The sequence below is a fragment of the Marinomonas sp. AWM4_232 genome (assembly GCF_056158325.1).
Map to the genome: position 1 here is coordinate 1,648,804 of NZ_JBSWTA010000001.1, position 20,254 is coordinate 1,669,057.

General features: G+C 47.3%; 17 protein-coding genes and 1 riboswitch. Of the genes, 7 read left to right on the forward strand and 10 right to left on the reverse strand.

Features of this window, described 5'->3' with window-relative positions:
* Positions 1 to 4 precede the first annotated feature (4 nt).
* From ACXAC1_RS07820 to ACXAC1_RS07850, 7 genes are all read left to right on the forward strand, one after another.
* Entirely contained in the window at positions 5 to 973 is a 969-nt protein-coding gene (locus ACXAC1_RS07820) for a carbohydrate kinase family protein (RefSeq protein WP_475060606.1), read from the forward strand.
* Positions 974 to 1,333: 360 nt separating this feature from the next.
* Positions 1,334 to 2,695, forward strand: a complete 1,362-nt coding sequence (locus ACXAC1_RS07825; protein WP_475060608.1) for an ABC transporter substrate-binding protein — start codon at positions 1,334 to 1,336, stop codon at positions 2,693 to 2,695.
* A gap of 130 nt (positions 2,696 to 2,825) precedes the next feature.
* Positions 2,826 to 3,836, forward strand: coding sequence for a carbohydrate ABC transporter permease (locus tag ACXAC1_RS07830; RefSeq protein WP_133561757.1), 1,011 nt, complete (start codon positions 2,826 to 2,828; stop codon positions 3,834 to 3,836).
* Positions 3,837 to 3,838: 2 nt separating this feature from the next.
* On the forward strand, positions 3,839 to 4,975 hold the full coding sequence (locus tag ACXAC1_RS07835) for a carbohydrate ABC transporter permease (protein ID WP_475060611.1): 1,137 nt from the start codon (positions 3,839 to 3,841) through the stop codon (positions 4,973 to 4,975).
* 104 nt (positions 4,976 to 5,079) lie between these two features.
* Entirely contained in the window at positions 5,080 to 6,177 is a 1,098-nt protein-coding gene (locus ACXAC1_RS07840; protein WP_475060613.1) for an ABC transporter ATP-binding protein, read from the forward strand.
* Positions 6,178 to 6,208: 31 nt separating this feature from the next.
* Positions 6,209 to 7,828, forward strand: coding sequence for an alpha-glucosidase family protein (locus ACXAC1_RS07845; RefSeq protein ID WP_475060616.1), 1,620 nt, complete (start codon positions 6,209 to 6,211; stop codon positions 7,826 to 7,828).
* A 42-nt stretch (positions 7,829 to 7,870) separates the two neighbouring features.
* Complete coding sequence (locus ACXAC1_RS07850; protein WP_475060619.1) at positions 7,871 to 8,941, forward strand: LacI family DNA-binding transcriptional regulator; 1,071 nt, start codon at positions 7,871 to 7,873, stop codon at positions 8,939 to 8,941.
* Here the strand turns inward: ACXAC1_RS07850 and ACXAC1_RS07855 are convergent.
* The 10 genes from ACXAC1_RS07855 to ACXAC1_RS07900 form a co-directional block, all read right to left on the reverse strand.
* Complete coding sequence (locus ACXAC1_RS07855; RefSeq protein WP_475060622.1) at positions 8,922 to 9,620, reverse strand: 3'-5' exonuclease; 699 nt, start codon at positions 9,618 to 9,620, stop codon at positions 8,922 to 8,924. The genes ACXAC1_RS07850 and ACXAC1_RS07855 overlap by 20 nt on opposite strands.
* 9 nt (positions 9,621 to 9,629) lie before the next feature.
* A complete protein-coding gene (locus tag ACXAC1_RS07860; RefSeq protein WP_475060625.1) occupies positions 9,630 to 11,483 on the reverse strand; it encodes a DUF294 nucleotidyltransferase-like domain-containing protein in 1,854 nt (617 codons plus the stop codon).
* A gap of 12 nt (positions 11,484 to 11,495) precedes the next feature.
* Positions 11,496 to 12,059, reverse strand: a complete 564-nt coding sequence (locus ACXAC1_RS07865; protein ID WP_475060628.1) for a TMEM165/GDT1 family protein — start codon at positions 12,057 to 12,059, stop codon at positions 11,496 to 11,498.
* Between the two features lie 83 nt (positions 12,060 to 12,142).
* Positions 12,143 to 12,240: riboswitch (yybP-ykoY riboswitch) on the reverse strand.
* Positions 12,241 to 12,325: 85 nt separating this feature from the next.
* A complete protein-coding gene (locus ACXAC1_RS07870; RefSeq protein WP_475060630.1) occupies positions 12,326 to 13,909 on the reverse strand; it encodes a BCCT family transporter in 1,584 nt (527 codons plus the stop codon).
* A 258-nt stretch (positions 13,910 to 14,167) separates the two neighbouring features.
* A complete protein-coding gene (hemW, locus tag ACXAC1_RS07875) occupies positions 14,168 to 15,337 on the reverse strand; it encodes a radical SAM family heme chaperone HemW (protein WP_475060632.1) in 1,170 nt (389 codons plus the stop codon).
* Complete coding sequence (gene rdgB / locus ACXAC1_RS07880) at positions 15,334 to 15,939, reverse strand: RdgB/HAM1 family non-canonical purine NTP pyrophosphatase (protein WP_475060635.1); 606 nt, start codon at positions 15,937 to 15,939, stop codon at positions 15,334 to 15,336. The genes hemW and rdgB overlap by 4 nt, the downstream gene beginning before the upstream one ends.
* Before the next feature lie 10 nt (positions 15,940 to 15,949).
* Positions 15,950 to 16,381 carry a DUF4426 domain-containing protein gene (locus ACXAC1_RS07885; protein WP_475060637.1) on the reverse strand — a complete coding sequence of 144 codons (432 nt, stop codon included), beginning with the start codon at positions 16,379 to 16,381 and terminating at the stop codon, positions 15,950 to 15,952.
* 15 nt (positions 16,382 to 16,396) lie between these two features.
* Complete coding sequence (metW, locus tag ACXAC1_RS07890) at positions 16,397 to 16,987, reverse strand: methionine biosynthesis protein MetW (RefSeq protein WP_475060639.1); 591 nt, start codon at positions 16,985 to 16,987, stop codon at positions 16,397 to 16,399.
* Positions 16,988 to 18,145 (reverse strand): homoserine O-succinyltransferase MetX, encoded by a 1,158-nt coding sequence (gene metX / locus ACXAC1_RS07895; protein ID WP_475060641.1) that lies wholly within the window; start codon positions 18,143 to 18,145, stop codon positions 16,988 to 16,990.
* A 151-nt stretch (positions 18,146 to 18,296) separates the two neighbouring features.
* Positions 18,297 to 20,189 carry a methyl-accepting chemotaxis protein gene (locus ACXAC1_RS07900; protein ID WP_475060644.1) on the reverse strand — a complete coding sequence of 631 codons (1,893 nt, stop codon included), beginning with the start codon at positions 20,187 to 20,189 and terminating at the stop codon, positions 18,297 to 18,299.
* Positions 20,190 to 20,254 lie beyond the last annotated feature (65 nt).

Here is a 20,254-nt window from a genome sequence, read left to right on the forward strand (position 1 = left end):
TACGATGACTACAAAAGTAATGGCATTCGGGGAAGCCCTGATTGATTTCTTGTCGAATGGACAAACAGGCCTCGATGGATTGGAGTCGTTTGCGAAATACCCTGGCGGTGCACCAGCTAACGTTGCTGTGGCAGTGGCGCGATTGGGTGGCGATAGCCATTTTGCTGGCCAAGTTGGAGACGACTCGTTTGGCCACTTCCTGAAAGAGTCACTGGAGCATTACGGTGTCAAAACAGACAGTATGCTGATGACTAAGGAAGCGAAAACCGCTTTGGCATTTGTCAGCTTGGATGCAACGGGTGAGCGCAGTTTTGAGTTTTACCGTAATCCATCGGCGGACATGCTGTTTCGTCGAGAAGATTTCAAAAGCGAATGGTTCTATGCACCTCGTGGCGTGTTCCACACCTGTTCGAACACACTGACAGACAGCGATATCAGCTCGGCAACCATGGCTGGGATTGTGATGGCAAAAGCAGCCGGATGGATTGTCAGCATTGATGTCAACCTGCGCATTAACCTGTGGCCTGATCATCAGGTCGATACGGATCGAGTGATTGCGTGGATGCGCCAAGGTGATGTGATCAAAGCCAGCTTGGAAGAGCTTGAAGTGCTATCAAGCGAGCCCTTAGCGCTGATTCAAGAGCTATTAAAAGGTGGCGTGTCTTTATTTGTTCTAACCGATGGCGCTCAGCCTGTACGTTATTTTACTGCCTCAGGACAAGGTGAAATTGCGACACCCAAAGTGGATGTGAAAGATACCACGGCAGCCGGTGATGCCTTTGTCGGTGGCTTGCTGTATCAACTGGCTGAGCGTGGCGGTGATCGTGAGTCTCTGTCTCACTTTAGCCAAGACGAGCTAAAAGCGTGTATTCGCTTTGCAGTGGCCTGTGGCGCACAAGCCGTGACGAAGCCTGGCGCGTACCCATCATTACCGACGTTAGCAGAAGCGAATGCTTGCTTAGAACTTTTCTGATTCTACTTAAAGCATTAAGAAAAATTTAATCAGGAGAGGAGTGAGCCCGATAAAGTGCTACATTCCTCTCTTGCTCTACCGTTTTACATCCCCATATTTAGTTGTTTGATTTTTATACTTTTCCTTTAAAAGTCCACATTAAAAGTAGTAAAAGTATTACTTTTTTCTGCATATCTTCGTTAAAAGTCTATATTTAAGTTGTTTTTAAGATAGTTGTCGCCTTGAAGTTATAGGTCACTTTGACAATAATTTGCACATTCTTAATCCTTAAAGATGTTTTTTAAAATTAAGACGATTCAATCCTAACTGATAATAAAAACTATAGAGCACGCAAGGTTTGGTGCCCTTAAAGGAGTGAAAATGAAGAAGTCCACCCTCTCTACTCTTATCGCTTTATCACTTGCTAGCAGTACCAATACCTGGGCGAGCCAAGATGAACTCATCTTTAAACCAGGTGAAGACACACGGTTCAATTGGGCGAGTTTTGAGCAACTGAAGGCAACTGATCTTTCAGGTCAAGAGCTCACAGTGTTTGGCCCATGGTTAGGCTCAGAGAAAGAGCGTTTCGATAACGTTATTGCCTATTTTGCGAATGCAACCGGTGCAAAAGTTAGCTACGCAGGTTCGGATTCCTTTGAACAACAAATTGTCATTGATGCTCAAGCAGGCAGTGCACCGAATATTTCAATCTTTCCACAGCCTGGCTTAGCGGCAGATTTAGCGGCCAAAGGTCTATTGACACCCCTTGATGCAGAAGACGAAGCGGCGGTTAAGAAAGACTACGCTGCAGGTCAGTCTTGGGTCGATCTTGCTACGTTTAAAGACCAAGACGGCAATAACGAGTTTTACGGTGTATTTTACCGTGCTGACTTAAAGTCCTTGGTTTGGTACTCACCTGATAATTTCTATGATGCAGGCTATGACGTGCCTGAAACCATGGAAGACTTGAAAGCCTTGACCGAGCAAATCGCTGCCGATGGTGGCACGCCTTGGTGTATTGGTCTGGGTTCTGGTGCAGCAACTGGGTGGCCTGCGACCGATTGGGTGGAAGACCTTATGCTTCGTACACAGCCTGCCGATGTCTATGATCAGTGGGTTAAAAATGAGGTCAAATTTGATGACCCTCGTGTGGTGGGTGCAATCGAAGAGTTCGGCTGGTTTGCTCACAACGATGCATTTGTAGACGGTGGTATTAAAGCGGTTGCGGCAACAGACTTCCGTGACAGTCCTAAAGGTTTATTCGCGTCTCCGCCAAAATGTTACATGCACCGTCAGGCGTCTTTCGTACCAGCGTTTTTCCCAGATGAAATTGAGCTGGGTATCGACGCAGATTTCTTCTACTTCCCGTCTTACGCTTCTAAAGATTTGGGCAATCCAGTCCTTGGCGCAGGTACCTTGGTGAGCATCACTAATGACTCTGAAGCGGCTCGCGAGTTCATCGACTTCATGCGTTCTCCGATTGCTCACGAACTTTGGATGGCTCAAAAAGGCTTCCTAAGTGCGCACCTTGGAGCGAATCCAGAGCTTTACGCAACGGAAACGGCTAAGAAACAAGGTGAGATCCTACGTTATGCAACGACTTTCCGTTTTGATGCTTCTGACCTGATGCCAGGCAAAATCGGTGCCGGTGCATTCTGGACTGGTATGGTCAATTACTCGAATGGTGATAGTGCCGAAGCAGTCGCACAAGAGATTCAGAAAACCTGGGATGCACTGAAGTAATTGAGTTAGGGCGTTTGCGTCAAATCCTCTTGATTTGACGCATTCTTTTCGCCTTTTCGAAGAAGTTAGTCACTTCTTACCCTGTTTTTTCACCCGATACCATCCATCAATATAGTAAAACGGAGTCTCTATGGGACAGCTCGCTGTAGCGTTTGTGACCATGACCCTAGGTGTGCTGGCTTGTGCTGGCTACTTCTATGGCTCAAATGCACTCTTGGACGTTATCTTTCCCTCAAAAAATCGCCCACCTGAAGTGGTTGCGCGTAATCTGCGTATCGTCAATCAAGTGCGTCCGTGGTTGTTTTTAGGGCCAGCATTGTTGCTTTTGTTCTTTTACCTTTTCTACCCGGTCGTCCAGTCTGTGATCCTTTCTTTTTATGGCCGTACGGGTGAAGAGTTTGTTGGATTAGATAACTACCTATGGCTTTTTCAAAGCGGTGAATTTCTTGAGTCCTTTCGCAACAACATGTTGTGGTTGATCGTCGTTCCCACGTTGTCGACTTTTTTTGGTTTGATTATTGCGACGATGACTGACCGTATTTGGTGGGGCAACATCGCAAAAACGCTTATTTTTATGCCGATGGCGATTTCATTTATTGGTGCTTCCATTATTTGGAAGTTCATCTACGAATACCGTAGCGGTGGCGATGAGCAAATTGGTTTGCTAAATGCGCTCGTCGTGTTCTTTGGTGGCGAGCCTCAGACTTGGATTCAAATTCCATTTTGGAACAACTTCTTCTTGATGGTTATTTTGGTTTGGATTCAAACCGGTTTCGCGATGGTGATTTTGTCTGCGGCGCTGCGAGGTATCCCTGATGAAACCATTGAAGCGGCGGTACTAGACGGTGCAAGCGGGTTACAGATTTTCTTCCGTATTATGGTGCCGCAAATTTGGGGCACGATCGCGGTAGTTTGGACAACTATTACCATTCTTGTGCTCAAGGTGTTCGATATTGTACTGGCCATGACTAATGGACAATGGGGCACGCAGGTCCTTGCGAATCAGATGTTTAGTTGGCTCTTCCAAGGGGGAGGAGATTACGGTCGAAGCGCGGTTATTGCGTTGGTCATTATGATCCTTGTTGTACCGATTATGGTTTGGAACATTAAGAATGCGAACGCTGAAATGGAGGGCCGATAATCATGGTGACGTCAAAAAAAGGCTCTGCATTAACTATGGTGGTTCATGCGACGGTGCTTTTCCTCGTGATTATGTGGACGATTCCGACCGCTGGCTTGTTTATCTCTTCTATCCGAGACAAAGACCAGCTGTCAGTTTCTGGCTGGTGGACGGCGTTGTCTTCTTCTGAGCAGAAAATCGTGTACCGAACGCCCGATGCTGACTCAGAAATTCAAGAAAATGGTTTATACGTGCTACGCGGCAACCTGCTAGAAGGCGGAAGTGGCAAAGTCGTTAAGTTTGGTATTAGTTCGCTAAAACCTGAGGCATTTGAACCAGGAACAGAAACCCAAGATCGTCGCGGCGTTACCTTCAAGATTATGGCGAATGGCGATTACCAAGTAACGTCAGAGAAGTCATTCCGTCGCGGTGTACGTATCTTCTACACAGCCGAGGTGCCACCACGTTTTACGCTTGATAACTATCGTACGGTACTAAGTTCTGAGGGATTAGGGCAATCCTTCATTAACTCGCTAACGGTCACGATTCCGGCGACTGTGATTCCTATTTTGATTGCCGCATTTGCTGCCTATGCCTTGGCATGGATGAAATTTCCTGGCCGTGCTTTGTTGATTGCAGGTGTGGTTGGCTTGTTGGTCGTACCATTGCAAATGTCTTTGATTCCACTGTTAACGGCTTACAGTAAGATTGGTGCAATTTTCGGTATTGAGGCGAAAGGCTATGTGGGGATATGGCTCGCCCATACCGGTTTTGGCTTGCCCCTCGCTATTTACCTTCTGCGTAATTATATCTCGGGCTTGCCGGGTGAAATCATCGAGTCGGCACGAGTGGATGGCGCATCGGATTTTGTGATTTTCCGCAAGATTATTCTGCCTTTGTCGTTTCCTGCGTTGGCTTCGTTTGCGATCTTTCAGTTCCTTTGGGTCTGGAATGATCTGTTGATTGCAACGGTATTCTTGGGTAACACCGAAGAAAGCTTGGTTTTAACAGGGCGCTTGCGTGAACTTCTTGGGTCACGGGGTGGCAACTGGGAAATCCTCACAGCATCGGCGTTTATCACAATTATTATCCCACTGCTGGTGTTCTTTGGTCTGCAACGTTACTTGGTGCGCGGCCTGCTAGCGGGTTCTGTTAAGTAGAAAACAGCAAAAAAATAACTTGTGCCTTCCTGCTATTGGATTCGATCAGTAACAAGAACGGAAGGCATGACGCCCAAGTAGGGCGACAACGGAGCAAGATTAAGATGGCAAATGTAAAGCTAACCAATGTAAAAAAAGTCTACTCGAACAATGTCGAAGTCATGCGCGACATTAATCTCGATATTCAACAAGGTGAATTCATCGTATTCGTCGGCCCATCAGGTTGTGGTAAGTCCACGCTACTACGAATGATTTCAGGGTTGGAAGAAATCTCTGATGGTACGCTGGAGATCGATAACCAAGACGTGACGCAGGTACCTCCCTCTCTACGTGGTGTGGCGATGGTATTTCAAAGCTACGCGCTTTATCCACACATGACGGTGTACGATAACATGGCATTCAGCCTTCAAATTGCGAAGATGGATAAGCAAGAAATCGATGCACAGGTTCGCCGTGCCGCCGAGATGCTTCAGTTAACGCCTTATCTAGATCGTTTACCGAAAGCGCTATCGGGTGGTCAGCGTCAGCGTGTTGCAATTGGTCGCGCGATTGTGCGTCGTCCAAAAGTGTTCTTATTTGATGAACCGCTTTCCAACCTAGATGCGGCATTGCGTGTTGCAACGCGTATGGAAATTGCCAACCTGAAAGAAAGTATGCCCGATTCGACTATGATCTATGTGACCCATGATCAGATTGAGGCGATGACGCTTGCCGATCGTATTGTTCTATTGTCTGCGGGCAATATTGAGCAAGTCGGTTCGCCACTTGAGTTGTATTCGAACCCAGAAAACGTCTTTGTCGCGAAATTTATCGGCTCTCCTGCCATGAATGTTATGCCATGTGTGATCGCGTCCGCGGGTGAAAGCACAGCAGTGAGAGTCGCTGATAAATTCATAATACAAGCACCTATCGCTTCTCCTACCGAAGACAATGGCAAACCAGGTTTCTTAGGTGTTCGTCCTGAGGATCTTGTTCTGGTGCAAGACGGGGAAGCAGCCTTACTAGAAGGCGACGTGTCATTTGTCGAATCACTTGGCGAAGCGACATTGCTTTATGTGACAGTGCCGGGCGTAGAAGATGCCGTCATTTCTAAGCAACAAGGTACGGTTGATATCCATAAAGGCGACAAAGTACGCCTAACAGCATTACCTGAAAAACTACATCTTTTTAATCAAGACCAGCAATCTTATCGCTGCTTGTGAGCTTTTGATTAATCATTTATTGGAGACAGTTATGACAAGCAATCTGAATTGGTGGAAAGGCGGAATTATTTACCAAATTTATCCCCGCAGCTATATGGATTCCAACGGTGATGGTGTAGGTGACTTAAAAGGGATCACAAGCAAGCTCGACTATGTTGCGTCGTTAGGTGTTGATGCGATTTGGCTGTCACCAATCTTTACTTCACCAATGAAAGATTTTGGTTACGATGTCTCAGATTACCGCGATATTGACCCTATGTTTGGCTCGCTGAACGATTTCAAAAACATGGTCAATCGTGCTCACGAGCTAGGCTTGAAAGTAATGGTCGACCAAGTGATTAGTCACTCATCGGATCAACATCCATGGTTTGAAGAAAGTCGCCAAGATAAGACGAACCCTAAAGCGGATTGGTATGTTTGGGCGGATCCTAAGCCTGATGGTTCACCGCCAAATAATTGGTTATCTATCTTTGGTGGCAGTGCATGGAAGTGGGACAGCCGTCGTTTGCAGTACTACTTGCACAACTTCCTCGAATCGCAGCCTGATTTGAACTTCCATAACCCAGAAGTGCGTCAAGCAAGCTTAGATAATATGCGCTTTTGGCTAGATCTTGGTGTGGATGGTTTCCGACTTGATACCGTGAATTTTTACTTCCACAGTCAGGGCTTGGAGGATAACCCGCCTGTGCCACCTGGTGAGCCTAAAACGATGGGAGCGCCTCATGACAACCCATACACTTATCAGCGTCACGTATACGATTTAAGTCGCCCTGAAAATTTAGACTTCCTGAAAGAAATGCGCCGCATGATGGATGAGTACCCTGGTACCACTACCGTGGGTGAAATTGGGGATGACTTCCCGTTAGAACGAATGGCGCAATATACTTCTGGCGGCGATAAGCTCCATATGGCTTATACGTTTGACCTGCTCAATAAACCTCACTCACCAGAGTACATTCGCAATGTACTGAAGAATATGAATGAGATAGTGGGCGATGGTTGGCCTTGTTGGGCGCTATCTAACCATGATGTGGTGCGTGTGAGTTCTCGCTGGGGAGAAGGCCAAGATGCCCAAGCGTATCCTTTGATCGCCATGGCGCTGATTCTGTCCTTACGTGGTAGTGTGTGTTTGTATCAAGGTGAAGAATTAGGCTTGCCAGAGGCTGATGTGCCTTTTGAACGTATTCAGGACCCATATGGCATTCCTTTATGGCCCGTTTTCAAAGGGCGCGATGGCTGTCGTACGCCAATGGTGTGGGAAAACAGTGCTCAAGGCGGCTTCTCTTCTGTAGAGCCATGGTTGCCAGTGGATGCGCGCCATCTGCCAATGAGTGTGGCCGAGCAGGAAGCCAATACAGACTCTTTATTACATAAAGTACGTAACCTGATTAAATGGCGTCAGCAACAACCTGAGTTGGTGAATGGTGATCTGCAGTTGTTAGATGTGAACAATGAGCAATTGGTTGCGTTTGTGCGTAGCTATGAGGGCAGTAACGTAGCGGTCGTGCTCAATATGACGGGCGAGACTCAAGCGGCTCAACTGACAGTGCCATACGGTGAAGTCTTGCAAGGTCATGGTTTCTTATCGGTACTAAAAGCAGGAGAGCTGGAGCTACCACCTTATCAGGCGTGCTATGTTCGATTAGCTTAAAAATGGATATCAGGCGCTTATGGCGCCTGATATTGTGCGTTTATGAAAAATGAAAAGAAATTAACACTTAAAGATGTTGCGGAGCAATTGAACGTCTCGACAGCAACGATTTCCAATGCGTTTAATCGGCCCGACCAGCTGTCTGCCACGCTAAAGGAGAGTATTCTCTCTCGCTGTAAGGAGATGGGGTATTACGGACCCAACGCCGCGGCACGCAGTTTAAGAACCGGGCGCACGGGCATTGTCGGCATTGTTTTGTCTGACGAGTTGAGCTACTCACTTTCTGATCCTGTTGCCAACCAGTTTATTACGGGCATGGCAGAGGTATTAGAAAAGAACAATTACAATATGCTGCTGCTCTCTGCATCAGAGCTATCGTCCGACTCGCAAAGGCGTATGCAGTCTTCCATGGTCGATGGATTCATTGTGTATGGTTATAAATCGCAACAGTATCGCGATGCGCCTTGGCTAGATAAGAGCAAGAATGTGGTGGTAGTCGACAGCCATATTCCTGGTGCCACATCCGTAAATGTGACGAATGAGCAGGGCGCTTTCGATATTGCGATGCATGCATTACATCATGGTCCCAAATCGGTCGCGATCATGGGGCTTGAGTTATTAGAGACCGATCGTGTCTGTCGTATTTTTGATGATGAATTATTGGACGCTGATACATCGATTTCGATCCAACGTTTGCATGGCTATCGCCGAGCCCTCGAACAGAACGGCATGCCAATTTCCTCGGAACAGATTTGGAACATTCCACATAATACTCATAAATTAGCTTATCAAGCGGCGCGCGAGGCGTTAATGATGGCTAATCGCCCCCAACTGCTGCTTTGTATGAGTGACCGGATTGCTTTAGCAGCAGTCCAAGCCGCATTACATATGGGGGTGCGTGTGCCAGAAGAGTTACATGTGGTCGGCTTCGACGGTATTCCAGAGAGTGATACCTTTCACCCTTCCATCACAACCGTGCATCAGCAAACGGTAGAGAAGGGGCGTATCGCAGCAGAAATGTTTTTGGGCTTGCGCCCTTCGTGTAATGTGGAGCTACAAACTAAGTTGAAAGTAGGGTTGAGCTGCCCTGTTGTTAATAGCAGTACAGCTTAGTCAAATCTTGTTTGTTTAAATGTTGATGTGCTACTTGCGCTTGAAACAGCTCGGCACAGGAGACCGCGTCCATCAATGCTTGATGGGCGCGATAGCGAGGTAAATGATAACGTTGGCGGCAGGCATCTAAGCGCAGCGAAGGCTGTCGACCAAAGCGTTTCCACCAAGGTTTGTAGGTGATGTTCGCCTCCAGTGCCATGGTATCGATCATCGGAAATAATAACGGCTCCCCATAGTGCTTCATGGCGGCACGATACAAAAATGGTCGCTCAATGGCGGCACAGTGCACCACCACGATTTTCCCTGCGATCGCATCCAACACTTCATCCAGAAAGCTCGACAAGCGTGGCGCATCTTGGATTTCAGAATGGGTGATTTCATGAATAGTAACCGACTCTGCGGTCAGCGCAGAATGCGGTTTAGCTATCCAATATTGGGCGCTGCGCAGCTTGATGGCTTGCAATGAAAAAGACACCAAGCCAATGCTGACAATTTCATTCTCATCCGAATCAAGCCCAGTGGTTTCAATGTCCAAAGCGACCAAAGGCGCTTCCTCTAAAGGACAATCAAGACCCTTCACGCCGGCTTGATAAAAGCGCTTTAAGGCGTCGGATTGGGTGCTGCTGGCCATCTCTTGGTAGGCTTGCTGCCAGTTTTCTGGAAGATTGTCGAGCGTCATACGCTGTGGTTAGCCTTTTCCTGGGTAACGGTATTTTAAGAATTCTTGCTGTCGAGAGACAATGTTAAATGCGTCGCGTAAATGGCGCTTCTCAAATTCGGACAGGGTTTCTGGGTCCACTTTGTTATTTGGCTCCTCTCCTGCTTCGACCTGAGTTTTCTGGTTTTTGATGCGCACCATGCCGATCATTTCTAGGGCGAGGATGAGATCGCGAGCTCGCCCATCTGGCATCACGCCTGCCTCTTCGATGTCTTCTAATCGCTCAAACGTATTAAGCTTATTGGAACCCAGTGCCAAAGCGTGCACGCGGACTAAATCTGCAATGGGAGCGATGCCGCGTGACTTCAAGTTGAATGTTCGAGATTGTTTGCCTTCACCGTCTAGTACAAATTGACGGAAAAAGCCCAACGGTGGCGTACGTTGGTTCGCATTACGTGCCAGAGCCGATAAGAAGCCTTTATTGGTTTTTGCCAATTGACGAATATGGCTGTTTAACTGACGGGCTAAGGTTTTATCACCATAGATGCCGCGCAAATCGAAGAAAATAGACACGTGTAACAAAGCTTCGGCTTTAGGCTTTTCGATCCACTCGCCGAACGTGCGTTTCCAATCCGATAAAGATAAGCGCCATTTCGGGTTTTTCGCCATGATATCGCCGGTACACAAAGGATAGCCACAGCGATCTAGGTTGTCACAGACAAAGTCGCTTAATTCGCGAAAGTAATCCCCGTGAAGTGCCGGATCATAACGATCATGCAGAATCAGCGCATTGTCTTGGTCGGTGCTGATGATTTGTTCTTCACGAGCTTGTGAACCTAACGCTAAGAAACAGTAGGGAATCGGCGCAGGGCCCAGTTGTCGCTCCGCCAGTTGAATCAAACGCTTCACAAAGGCGACTCCGATATGGGACATGGCGTTGCCGATCATTTGTGTGTTGGCGTCCGCGTTAACGAGTTGCGTGAAGATGTGCGACATTTTCTTACTGATCGCGACCAAACCTTCGACGTCTTCTTGTTTGTAGATATCGCTGATCACATAAACTGAACCATGGCTTTCACGCTGAACCAGATCGCCAGTACTGATCACACCAACCGGTCGATCATTCTTGATGACAGGTAAGTGGTGAATGTTGGTGGCCATCATTTTCAACACGGCTTCCGCGGCGAAATCCCCTGAATCAATGGTGATGGGGTTTTGCGTCATAATCATATCGACACGAACATCGAGAGGCAGTCCTTGCGCGACCACTCGGTTTCGTAAATCTCGATCGGTCAAAATGCCCACAAGCGCATTATCTTCGGTGATTAACAAAGAAGAGACGCGCTCGTTGGCCATGATATTGGCTGCCGTTTTAATGTCTACCGTATGGCTGGCAGTAATGGGGGGACGACGCAGCAGAGAGTGCACCGGACACGTCATAAGAGACAGATCAGAAGACTGATTGTCCATGGCGGTTTTCAGGCGTACTTCGCGAGATAGCTCGAAAAAGTCAGAAAATGCGTCGAACTCACTGTAAAACTGAATAAACCATCGAGCGGGGATGCGGTACAACAAAGAGTCTTCGAGTGCACGCATGGTTTGTGATGAGCGCCCGCCACGTAGCAAAGAAGAGGAGCCAAAAATGTCCCCTTCATGCATACGACGCAGCAACTTACCACTTTTGCTTTTGTTCTCGATGGCGCCCGAGCGAATAAAAAACAGGGTGTCATTGCGTGCTTCGGGTGCAATGACCCACTCTCCTGCACGCACATATTGGATCTCAATATCTTTGACCATATCCTGCAAAATAGGCTCGTCCTTCAGGTCTGAGAAGGGCGCGTATTCGCATAAGGTATCCAGAATTTCTGAGAGTTCGACGTCCATTAAAATCCTCGTTTAGACGGCTGGGTAGAGAATGGCAGCTATGCCCATTAAGATAAACAATACACAGGCTGCGATACGGGTTTTCTTTGGATCAATACGTTTCAATAGCCATTGCCCAGCGTAAACGACAGGCACATTCGCTAATAACATACCGACAGTAGAGCCAATAGTTACCCACAATACAGAATGGTACTTGGCCCCTAATAATACGGTAGCGATCTGCGTTTTGTCGCCCACTTCTGCGATGAAGAACAAAACGAATGTAGCTATCAAAGCTCCAGATTTTAGGACGTTGCTTTCTTCACTGTCGTCTTTATCTGGGATTAAAATCCACAAACCCACGGCAATAAAGCTAGCACCAATTAGCCAGTTTAACCATGATCCTGGAATCCAATTGGTGATTTGTACCCCAAACCAAGCTGAGATCAGATGATTGATCACTGTCGCAGCCACGATGCCCAGTACAATTTGAAATTTAGAAGAAAAGCGTGCTGCCAAGAATAAAGCCAGTAACTGGGTTTTATCACCCATTTCGGCTAAAGCAACAGTGGAGATTGAAGTAAGGACGGCTTCCATTAGTCGTATCCTGCGGTGGGCGATTAAACATAAGACGAACCACTTGTGCCCACCTGAGCCAAGTATTCGTCTTAAGTCTCATCAATCCAAAGCTGGCAACTATGGACTTCTATGCCATGAGCTTGAGGCTCAATTATGTTGACATAGAATCTTCGTAAAAGAAGAAGATTACTCCCTTAAGAGGCGGCCAGTATAACCAAGCCGATGGCACAACTCAATCAAGTTGTGCCATCGGCTGATGTTTTTAAGCTTTGCCTAACGAAAGGTTATTTGACGAACTTAAGGTCTGACTTAAGTCCTTTGAACAAGCTAACACACATCACTAACAGTAGCAGAGTGAATGGCAGACCAATGGTGATCGCTGCAGCTTGAATGGCTGTTAGTGCTTCAGAACCACCACCCACTAGCAGAGCCACGGCAATGATGCCTTCTAAAACGGCCCAGAAGATACGTTGTGACATGGGCGCATCGGTTTTACCACCTGCGGTAATGCCGTCAATCACCAAAGAACCCGAATCAGAGGATGTGACAAAGAACACCAATACCAACACGATGGCGATGAAAGAAATCACAGAGGTCAGCGGTAGGTGCTCAAACATTTGGAACATTGCGAGTGATACTTCACCGATACCATCTGCTAGTGCACCTGTGCCCTGTTGCACTTGCTCAATTGCAGAACCACCGAAGATGGCCATCCAAACAACCGATACTAAGGTTGGTACAAGTAGTACAGCGATGATGAATTCACGAACGGTACGACCACGTGAAACACGTGCGATAAACATGCCTACGAATGGTGACCAACTAATCCACCATGCCCAGTAGAATACTGTCCAGCCGTGGTAGAAGGTTTCATCTTCACGGCCCACCATGTTACTTAGCGGTAGGATATTTTCGATATAACCCACTAACGTGGTACCCATGGCGCCAAAGATCGCACCAGTGTGGCCAACGATTAATACGAAAATAGCCAACAACGCAGCAATGATCATGTTGATATTGGAGAGCAGTTTTACACCGCCATCTAGACCACGTGCTACAGAGATAATCGCAACACCTGTCACCACTGCAATCACGGCGATTTGAGTGGTCAATGTATTCGGAATATCAAATAGGAAGTGCAGACCACTGGTGGCTTGTTGCGCACCAAAACCTAGTGAAGTGGCCAAACCAAAAATCGTTGCAATCACCGCGAGAATATCGACAAAGTGACCAAGAGCACCCCATACACGCTCACCAAAAAGAGGATAAAAAGCAGAGCGGATCGTGAGCGGCAGACCTTTGTTGTAAGCGAAGAAAGCCAGTGCTAAGGCGACTACAGCATAGATTGCCCATGGGTGAAGTCCCCAGTGGAACATGGTTGCGCCCATGGCGAGAGACTCTGCCTCCGGTGAACGGGCTTCAACATTAAGTGGCGTGCCATACCAGCCTGTGTAGTAAGCCACAGGCTCAGCAACACTCCAGAACATTAAGCCGATACCCATACCCGCTGCGAACAGCATACAGAACCAAGCAATGGTGGAGTGCTCGGCCTTGGCATCGGTGCCGCCAAGACGGATCTTACCCATTGGCAAGAAGATGAGCGCCAAACAGAAAAGCACGAAAATGTTGCCGGCAATCATGTAGAACCAATCAAAATTATTGATCGACCAACCACGTGCCGCCATGAGCATATCTTTCGCACTGTCAGGAAAGACAATAGAACCAATGACAAAAGCAAAAATGATGAAGGCTGAAATACCAAACACAGGATTGTGCACATCTAAACCGAGGAACTGTACGTTATCCTGACCGGCTTTATAGTCCGTATCGTACTCTTCCCGACCGACTGCCGGTTTCTCTTTACTCATAGTGTTACTTACTCCCAAGTGGTTAAGGCAGTAACAATTGGAATGAAGGCCGAGTCTCTTGGATCGGATTTATGTCTGCATTCCAATTGTCGCAGTGTCTATTCATTAGAATAGACCCTTATTTGAATCTAACTTCTACTTAGAGGTAGAAGTACTTCCATAACTTTTAAGCGCCTCTATTATGGGCGCTTTTAGTAATTCGTGGGGAGAATGGCAGTATATTAATTTGATGTCAAACAATCGTAAGGAGTGAGAATGTTAGCTCTCTAAGAATAGCTCGAGCAATTCATTTAAGAACAATTTGCCCTTTTCACTGGTACGGATGATGCCTTGATGCCAAGCATCCTGTTCTAATAATCCTAACTTGACCGCTTTCTGGCAAGATTCAAAAAGTTCTTTTGGAACAGTGTGATAGGCGTATTTCTCATAATCACTAAGTGGAAATTCTTCAAACAAACGTAAGCGGTTCATCATGAATTCAAGGGGCAGCTCTTCAGAAGCGATTGCCTCCTTGATACAAAGGGCTTCTGGCAGATTATTTAGGTAATGATTGGGGTGTCGGGTCTTTCGGGTACGAAATATTTCCCCATTTGTTAGTGTAATTTTTCCATGCGCACCCGCACCGATGCCGAGATAATCGCCAAAACGCCAATAGTTCAAATTGTGTTGTGCTTGACGTCCCGCTTTGGCATTAGCAGAAATTTCATACTGCGAATAACCATTTTTCTCAAGCAAGACGAGGCCTTCGTCTTGAATGTTCCAGAGGGTATTGTCTTCCGGAAGCGTTGGCGGGCGACGGTAGAATTCGGTGTTGGGTTCGATGGTTAACTGATACCAAGACAAATGCTCTGGGTTTAATTCAATGGCCAATTTTAGATCTTCAAGGGCCATTGCAACGCTTTGATCAGGTAGGCCATGCATCAAATCTAGGTTGATGTTATCGAATCCTGCCAGACGAGACTTATCCACAGCGGCGATTGCTTCTTCGCGATTGTGGATTCTTCCTAGGGTTTTCAACAGGTTTGGCTGAAAACTTTGGATACCGATCGACAAACGATTGATGCCTGCTTTACGAAAATGGGCGAATTTCTCTTGCTCGAACGTCCCAGGATTGGCTTCCATGGTAATTTCAGCGTTTTCGACCCAGTTCAGCTTCTCGCGTAGACGATCGAACAACTGGTAGTAGAAATCGGCGCTCATCAAGCTCGGTGTGCCACCACCAATAAACGCGGTTTGAATAGGACGATCGGCGACATAGGGCAGGTCCACCTCTAAATCGGCAATAAGCTGATCAAGGTAGGCTTGCTCAGGTAGCTTGCCTTGGTCTTCAAAGCGGTCGGCTTGGTGTGAGTTGAAATCGCAGTAAGGGCATTTACGAACACACCAAGGCACATGAATGTAAAGGCTTAAAGGTGGCAATTGGCTCATAGCATTTGACGGGCTTTAAACGCCTCAACCAGTTCTGCTAGCGCTTTAGCACGGTGGCTAAGTTGGTTTTTCACTTCTTTTGGCAAACTCGCTGAGCTACAGCCTTTTTCAGGGACAAAGAAAACCGGGTCGTAGCCAAAGCCCTCGACGCCTTCAGCCGATTCAAGAATGCGACCTTCCCATGAGCCATGGGCGATGATCGGTGTTGGATCGTCTTTGTGACGCATAAACGCGAGTACGCAATGGAAGCGAGCCGTACGTTGCTCTTCAGGAACATCAGCAAGCTTTTCGAGTAGCAATGCATTGTTGGCTTCATTGTTGCCATGCTCCCCAGCAAAGCGCGCGGAGTAAATGCCCGGTGCGCCGTTAAGAAAATCCACTTCAATACCGGAATCGTCAGCCAATGCTGGTAGACCAGTTTCGGCACAGGCATGGCGTGCTTTTAAGATCGCGTTTTCTACAAACGTTAAGCCTGTTTCCTCTGCGTCCGCGACTTGGAAGTCACCTTGTGGTTTTACTTCAAAGTTAAATTGGCTTAACAGGGCGTTAAATTCTTTGATTTTGCCGGCATTGTTGCTGGCAAGCACGATGGTTTGGCTCATAGGAATACCTTCAGTCCACGTAAAAGTGGCGTTGGAAATTCACTGTCATGGGGGCGCTGTCGGCGCTTAACTTTGCGTTAACAGTGAACTTTAAGATTTCATCATCGGTCTTGGTAAACGGTGCTAAATAGTACACCGCATCGCCTTCTTCGATTGTTATAAAAGATAGTGAGACAATTTGTCCTAATAAGTTTTTTACATTTGCACTGACCAGTGCCCGTTGCGATTGTGGTAACTCGCCTTGGCTTTGGGTCGTTACGGCAACGTTTAATAGCGCCTGACCCTTGGTGCGGGTCAGGCCATATTGATGGGCAATCTCGGGCGTTAGGAAAGTGGATTCAAAGGTGTTGTAGTGCAGTTGGTATTCACCAAACTGCGTCACTTGATCGGCTTGCACAGCGGATATCATCAAGGCGCTAACGACGCCTAATAACCATTTCATAACAGAGCTCCTAACTTAGCGGCTAACTTTAAAAATAGCAGTCTCGCTAAATAAGTTGGGCATTAAGCGAGTCCACCAGTGGTCGCGTAATTGTCCATCAACCGCGGCCCAGCGTTGTACTTTTAAGCCTTTTGACTGACATAAGTCGCGAAAATCTTTGTAAGTACAGAAGTGGATGTTTGGTGTGTCGTACCAGTTGTATGGCAAAAACTCAGACACCGGCATATGGCCTTTGATACCTAAGTGTACACGGTTGCGCCAGTGACCAAAGTTCGGAAAGGTAATGATCGCTTCTTTACCAATACGTAGCATTTCGTCTAACAGTAGGTCAGGACGACGGAATTGCTGTAGCGCATGGGCCATAATCACCACATCGAAGCCTTGGTCATCAAAGTTCTTCAGGCCTTCATCAATGTCTTGCTCTAGCACAGGAATGCCTTTTTCGATGCAGATGTTGATATTCTCAGCATCGATTTCAAGACCATAGCCGGTGACATTTTTATGCTCAGCAAGGTGACTTAATAACGCACCGTTACCACAACCCAAGTCAAGCACACGAGTATTGGGAGCAACCCAATCGCTGATTAATTCGAGATCCGAGCGCATTTAGGCATTCTCCTTTGGAAGGTGTTTTGCTGCTCGACCCAAGAAGCCACGCAGGGCTGCCATGTAACGAGGAATCGGAAATAGGAAGGCATCGTGGCCTTCAATCGCTTCGATTTTGGTGTAACTTACATGCTTTCCTGAGCGGATTAAGGCATCGACAATTTCTTCGCTGCGTTCTGGTGAGAAACGCCAATCAGTGGTGAACGATACCAATAAGAATTCACATTGCGCTTTGCTCAGCACCTTAGCCAAATCACCGCCTTCTCGAGCAGCCGGGTCAAAGTAATCCAACGCTTTGGTCATCAACATGTAGGTGTTGGCATCAAAGCGTTTGGTGAAGGCCTCGCCTTGGTAACGCAGGTAGCTTTCCACTTCGAACTCGACTTCGTAGTTGTACTGGTAAGTATCGTGACGCATTTGTCGGCCAAACTTATTGCCCATGGAGTCGTCTGACAAATAGGTGATGTGCCCTAACATGCGCGCTAAACCTAAACCGTTCGTCGGGATGGTTTGATGGTTTTGATAGTTACCGTCATGGAACTCTGGATCACGGCGGATCGACTGACGTGCCACTTCGTTAAATGCGATATTCTGTGTTGATAGCTTAGGTGCTGAGGCGATGATCGCCGCCCCTCGTAAACGATCAGGATAGCGAATGCTCCATTCAAGCACTTGCATACCGCCCAAACTGCCACCAACGATGGCAGCGAATTGCTGAATACCAAAACGATCGGCAAGGCGTGCTTGGGTTTCAACCCAGTCTTCCACGGTCACCATTGGGAATTCTGCTCCCCAAACCTTACCTGTTGCTGGGTTTACAGAAGTTGGCCCTGTACTACCGCAGCAACCACCTAGATTGTTCAAGCTAATGACAAAAAAGGTATTGGTATCGATAGGCTTACCTGGGCCAATCGCTGTATCCCACCAACCTGGCTTTTTGTCGTCCATGCTGTGGTAGCCTGCCGCATGATGGTCGCCGCTCAATGCATGGCAGATAAGCACTGCATTGCTAGCGTCCGAGTTCAGTTGGCCATACGTTTCGTAGATCAACTGATAATTTGGCAAGGTTTGTCCGCACGCAAGTACTAGAGGCTCATCAAAGTGTGCCACCTGAGGCGTGACAAGCCCGACTGAATCGACAGGAATGGTATCCGGCATAGGTTTAGCGTTTCCCAATGAAAGTTTGAACACCGCAGAACCGCGGCCTAACGCATTTTACGTAAATGGAGGCACAGTCTAGCGTTTGCGCAAGAGGGCTTCAAGCTGATGCAGGGAAAAGCCGCCCCAAGGCTACGGGGCGGCAGCATTGCTATGAGCTTTTGAGAGTGAACACGCGTGTTTTGTCGGCCAGTGTGTTGGCTAAGCCATGAATCTGCTGTGCACTATTAACGATGAGTTCAATTGAATGGCTGTCCTCACCTAACTGATGAGCGATTTGCTCCATTTCTGAACTCATCTGTACCGCTGTACTGGCCACATCTTGAATGGACGCGGCCATGTTGTCAGAAGCCTGCGAACTGGTTTGGGCATTATTCTCAATCACTCGAATCGCTTCTTCCGCTTCACCACCATTTTGTTCAATAACACGCAGGCGCTCTTGACCTTGCTCCATGGTGCTAATGGCTGTTTGAGTTGAGCTTTGAATCGTGCCGACAATATCGGTGATTTTCGAGGTGGCATCGACGGTTTTCTCCGCCAGCGAGCGCACCTCGTCTGCGACCACAGAGAAGCCTCGTCCAGCTTCTCCTGCGCGGGCTGCTTCGATGGCAGCATTCAACGCTAGAAGGTTCGTTTGGTTAGCAAGATCATTGATCATGCCGATGACATTATCAATATCTGAGGATAGTCGCCCTAGCTCATCTAATTGTTTGCCCGTTAGGTTAACTGCTTCCACGGTCCCATTGAGGTTGTCTAGCACCACACGAATCGTTTTCGCGCCCGCTTTGGCTGATTCGTATGTCTCGCTTGAGTGTTCACGTAATTCATCGGTAGTAGACGATAAGTGTGTGATCCGACTGGAAATATCGTCAGTGGCGACGGCCAGCGATTTTGTTCTGTCCGTGACGGAGTGGTTGTTGTCGGCAATGTTGGTGATGGCACCGTTGAGCTCATCGATCATGGTGCTAACGTTAGAAGTGGTATTGACCACCTCTGTTAATACGCCACCTAAGCCTCCGGTCATTTCATTAAGCGATTGGCTTAAGGCATCAAACTCATCGTTGCGTTTATGATTAATCGATGCCTGTGCCGTCATATCACCTTCTTTCACCTTGGTTAAATCAGAGATGACTTTCATTAGCGTGTTGCGAGCACTTCGACCAATACTCAACATCAGCAAAATAGAAACGATTGAGACGCCAACGCTAACGATTAAAAGTGTAACCAACGATTGCTGACTCTGTTGGTCTGACGCTAGTTCTGCTTCTTTAACATATTGGCCGATCAGTTCTGCGAGCTGGAATTGAGCTTCTGCGAAAGATAGCTTGTTCTCATCGAATTGAGCTTCTGCTTGCTGAAGTGCACTAAAAGCAGGCCCATACCCCATTAAGGCTTCGTTGTATTGTGCTGCGACGGGGCCTATCGAGTCGTTAAAACCAAAGTTATCTACCTTTGATTCAAAGCGGGCAAAACTTTTTTTAAAGTCTAGAAGAACCACCTCAGAAGGTTCGCTTAAATAAACGGCTTCAAACTTACGTGCATTGATGAATTCTTTTTTAAGCAGGCTGAGGCGCTCGATACTGGTTGAAATCTCATCGCCTAAGCGGGTGATTTCTCCCTTTAATCCAGACTGGTTGTCAAAGCCTGTAATACTTAGGTTTTCTGCAATCATTAAGAGGGAGTCAGCGTAGGCGCTGAGTTTGTCTTTCGAATCTTGTAGCGCCTGTTGAAGCTCGGGTTGGTTCACTAGGTGGATGTCTTTTTCTAAAATCTCCAAATCTTCATTTTTACGGCCAGATAGCATCGCTTGATAATCTGCGAAGTTCTCTTCATTTAAACTTCGCAACTGGTCTGCGGCTTCTAATATCCCCAGACTGATTTTATCCACCCCTGAACCAATGTCACCGTAAAGGCGGAGTTGTCGATTGGCTTCTTGCTGTGCATTCATGCCCTGGATCGCTACCCAAGTCACAAGCGTAAAACCAACGATAGCACATGCCAGCAACAGCATAAGCTTGGCTCGAAAAGACAAGTTATTCAACATACCGCATACCCTCATCATTTTTGTACTGCCTTGTTCAAAAGTAGAGCAGTTTGATTAGAGTATGC